Below are 3,858 nucleotides of genomic sequence, written 5' to 3' on the forward strand. Positions count from 1 at the left end.
AAATCAAATAATCACTATAAAGATCAAGCATATCCATTTAATTCCCTCCCTAAAATTAAGGGCGGAATTCTAATGCTTTTTAGTCAAACTACAAGTTTATGTGCGTAACATGAGTAAGTAAGAGTGCATAGCCTAAATTGTTAACATGGCTGTGCAAACGCAGTTTTGCTTCTTCATTACTCGGATCACTTTGTAAGGCATTTAACGCGTTGTAAGCTATAAGGCCATCCTTAATTCGTGCTTTGCCATCCTCTATAAGCTCATTAATACCGAGCAAAGGCGTATTAAATGAGCGGGTTGCAATAAGGCCTAAAGCGTAAGGAATTTTAATCGCATATCGGGTCGTTTGTGTTTGTTCATCAGGAATACCAAACAGCGTCAAACTAGCAGGGGCGTTCTCTGTTTCCCACATTGACTCCATCGCCGCGACTTTCATTTTTTGATCGTCATTAGCAAGATAACCACTCTCATCACCCAGAACAACAACGGAAAGTGCAGAAGCCAAACCAAATGATACGGCAACCGTCATTGAGCGTTTGGCAAACTCTTTATTGCGCTTTCTTAAGATAAAATAAGCGCTAATCGATAGAACAAACATGGAACCCGTCACATAACCTGCACTAATGGTATGGACAAATTTTGCTTGAGCGACGGGATTAAATAGGATATCGAAAAAGCTCGCCACCTCCATGCGCATGGTTTGGTAATCAAAATAAGCCCCTACGGGGTTTTGCATCCATCCATTGGCTATTAAAATCCATAGCGCCGATAAATTAGTTCCCAAAGCGAGCAGCCAAGTACACAGCAAATGTTGGGCTTTAGTTAAGCGTTCCCATCCAAAGAAAAATAGCCCCACAAACGTAGCCTCTAAAAAGAAGGCCATTAATCCTTCAATAGCTAATGGTGCGCCAAATACGTCACCTACATAGCGTGAGTAATAAGACCAGTTTGTTCCAAATTCAAACTCCATGGTTAGTCCGGTTGCTACACCAAGAACAAAATTAATGCCAAATAAAATGCCCCAATATTTAACCATTTGCCGCCAAATTTCTTTACCCGTCATCACATAAACCGTTTCCATAATGGCGAGTAGCACCGAAAAACCAAGTGTTAGGGGAACAAAGAGAAAATGGTACAATGCGGTTAACGCAAATTGTAATCGAGACAAATCGACTACTTCAGTTGCAGGAATCATCTAATCACCTCTTGAATTGCTTTTTGAGAAGGTATTTGCTTTTGATGGCCAAATAGCCAAATGTTGCCTGGATCTAGTTTAGGGTGCATGGTTCGAACACAGACCCACCACAATAAAAACAAAAGCAGTAGTTTGACTATTAAAGTCAAAGAAATATCGCGTGTAATGGGTTTAATGGTGAATACTCCTAAGCGGGTTAGTTAATTACCAGGTATAAGCCAAGGTGAACCAGCCCGTGCGCGGCACTGACCTTTCCGATTAAGAGACCACAATTAATAGGATTTATTTTTGTCATATTATTCTCACTTTATTTAGGCCAGCAGAATTTTTATCACCTGCGTCATTATATCTGTAGCTTTTAGGTTCATACCTTGATCTACATCAAGTAAAAATTTTAAAACCCTTAAAAACACGATAAAATAGAATATTTAAGAAACTACTCTGCCTTAATGAATAACAAAGTATCCCCCTTATCTTCCTGTTCGCGTTGCGGATTCTCTCCTTTTTGTCACTTAGAGGAAGCTAGTCCACAATGGATATATCAAATAAATTCTGCTGTAAAACAGCAGCTTCTGCTTAAAAAAAAGCAAGCCCTGTATGGCTCTCAAAATTCCTTTGATAGTTTGTATGCTATCCAATCTGGCTGCCTAAAAACTTACGAAATTGATAAGGATGGAAATGAATTGATTAACGGTTTTTATTTTCCAGGGGAGATCTTAGGATTTGAAGCAATTGCGCGAGGGCACTATCTATTTTCTGCAGTTGCACTAACAGAAACCTTCGTTTGTGAAATTCCTTATAGTCATTTTATTGAGCTATTAGCCTCTAAATCTAGTCTACAGAAGCAAGTTTTGTATTTAATGAGCCAACAATTAACGACAGGGGCTTATTTAAATTTGGTCACGGCAGAGCAGCGACTGGCTGCCTTTCTTATTGATTTGTCTAAACGATTATTTGTGACTGAACAGCCTCTTGAATTTAGTTTACCGATGTCTCGTCAAGACATTGGAAATTATCTGAGGCTAACAGCAGAAACGATTAGTCGCCTGCTAACCCAATTTAAAACAAAAAAAATTATCTCGATTGAACATAAAAAAATTAAATTTCTTCAACTAGCTCAACTGGAAACCCTAGCTGGAATATGGGAATGAGATGACCCGCGGAAGAGTTTTGCCCTATCAAACCAAACTATATAGAGTTCATTGATCTAGATCAAAGCACCTTATTAAAAAATTGTTAAAATAACTGCTCGATAATAATTCGGAAAGGGTATTATTTTGTTATCCTTCAAGATGCTGTTAGGAGTGTGCCTATGAACATAACAATGAGAAAACACTTATGGCGGGAGGTAAAATTAATTAAATCATCTGAGGCACGGACTGCTATTCCTGAGGCCTGTTATAAGCGTTCTTTTGCAAAAAATTTCTTTTGGTATTTTGGAGATTTGTTTTTATTTCTATTTGGGCTAACTCTTATTTTTTCCTCGGTTAGTTTAAAGTTTAAAGTGATGGGAAGTTTAATTTCAGGACTCTCTACAGCAATGCTTTTTGTGTGGGCGCATGATGCGGCTCATGGCGCACTTTTTAAAAACAATAAAGTAGCCGAAGTACTAGGGACGATTGCAATGTTTCCTTCTCTAAATGTATATCGCTTGTGGAGTTTTGGCCATAATAAAGTCCATCATGGATTTGCTTCTTTTTCTCCTATTGATTGGATATGGCGCCCTTTGACAGCGCAGGAATATTACTCGCTATCGAAAATACAACAGATCCTTTATCGGGTTGAGCGTTGTTTTTTTACCAGTGCTTTCCACTATTTACGTAGAATTTGGTGGGAGCAAATGTTGCGTTTTAATCCAGGAAAAAATAACAAAGAAAAGCGCTATTATCGGCAGGGAAAAATCTTCCCTCTCCTTTATGTCTTGTTGTTGTCGATAATAGCTTATTTTTATGCTGATGGAATGATGGGTATTTTACTGGTGGTAATTCTTCCCTTTATTATCTTTAATTATTTTATTGCCATTATTGTCTATTTACATCATACCCATCCGAGTATGCCTTTTTTTGATTTAAAGAGTGAATGGTCTCATTCTATCAGTGCTTTGTTTTGTAGCACTATTATTCATTGTTCTCACTTCACAAGGCTTTTACTGCACAATATCATGATCCACATCCCTCATCATTTAGATCCCCGCATTCCTTTTTATAATTTACCGCAAGCTCACAGCGCGTTAAAAGAAAAATATGGAGCCTATTTTCATGAATATCGTTTTAAGCTTCGTGATGTGCTCAGCATTTTTAAGCAATGCAAGTTGTATGACTTTGATAATAAATTATGGATGACCTTTAGAGACGCTGGGGAAAACTCTAAAGTTGTTTAGATGAATACGAAAGACCGATTAGCCTAAGCCTCGTACCGAGGCTTTTTTAAAGCTGTAGGTTCAAAAAGGTCAATACCCTTGTTAGATAGATGGGCTCGAACCCTATATCTAGGCAAGGTTTCTGAAATTTTTTTATCAATGTAAATACCCTAACATAGTCAACTCAGGGCCACCTCATGAAAAAAATCTAGCTTAAATCGGTAAATAATGAGAGGCTAGCTTCATTTAAATGGATATAGGAATGAAGCTGGAAGAAGGATTTTTAGATTTTTTTATTTCACTT

General features: G+C 37.7%; 3 protein-coding genes and 1 pseudogene. 2 read left to right on the plus strand and 2 right to left on the minus strand.

Annotated elements, in window-relative coordinates; genetic code table 11:
* Positions 1 to 103 precede the first annotated feature (103 nt).
* Positions 104 to 1,195, minus strand: a pseudogene (locus ELY15_RS14320) (cytochrome ubiquinol oxidase subunit I); the annotation flags it as partial.
* The gene (gene cydP / locus ELY15_RS16760; RefSeq protein WP_370449443.1) at positions 1,192 to 1,371 is read right to left on the minus strand and encodes a cytochrome oxidase putative small subunit CydP; all 180 of its coding nucleotides are present in this window, start codon (positions 1,369 to 1,371) and stop codon (positions 1,192 to 1,194) included. The gene cydP and the pseudogene ELY15_RS14320, both read right to left, overlap by 4 nt.
* A 273-nt stretch (positions 1,372 to 1,644) precedes the next feature.
* Here cydP and ELY15_RS14325 point away from each other — a divergent pair, with 273 nt between their 5' ends.
* Positions 1,645 to 2,346: a helix-turn-helix domain-containing protein gene (locus ELY15_RS14325; RefSeq protein WP_127101207.1), complete on the plus strand. Its 702-nt coding sequence runs from the start codon at positions 1,645 to 1,647 to the stop codon at positions 2,344 to 2,346.
* A 161-nt stretch (positions 2,347 to 2,507) separates the two neighbouring features.
* Positions 2,508 to 3,575, plus strand: coding sequence for a fatty acid desaturase (locus tag ELY15_RS14330; protein ID WP_127101209.1), 1,068 nt, complete (start codon positions 2,508 to 2,510; stop codon positions 3,573 to 3,575).
* The last annotated feature ends 283 nt before the right edge of the window (positions 3,576 to 3,858 follow it).

The organism is Legionella sp. km772 (assembly GCF_003989735.1).
Lineage (GTDB): Bacteria > Pseudomonadota > Gammaproteobacteria > Legionellales > Legionellaceae > Legionella.

What these genes read in the sequence shown, in the direction of transcription:
- ELY15_RS14330 (WP_127101209.1), top strand. Translation starts at nt 2,508, where the DNA reads ATGAACATAACAATGAGAAAACACTTATGGCGGGAGGTAAAATTAATT.
- ELY15_RS14325 (WP_127101207.1), top strand. Translation starts at nt 1,645, where the DNA reads ATGAATAACAAAGTATCCCCCTTATCTTCCTGTTCGCGTTGCGGATTC.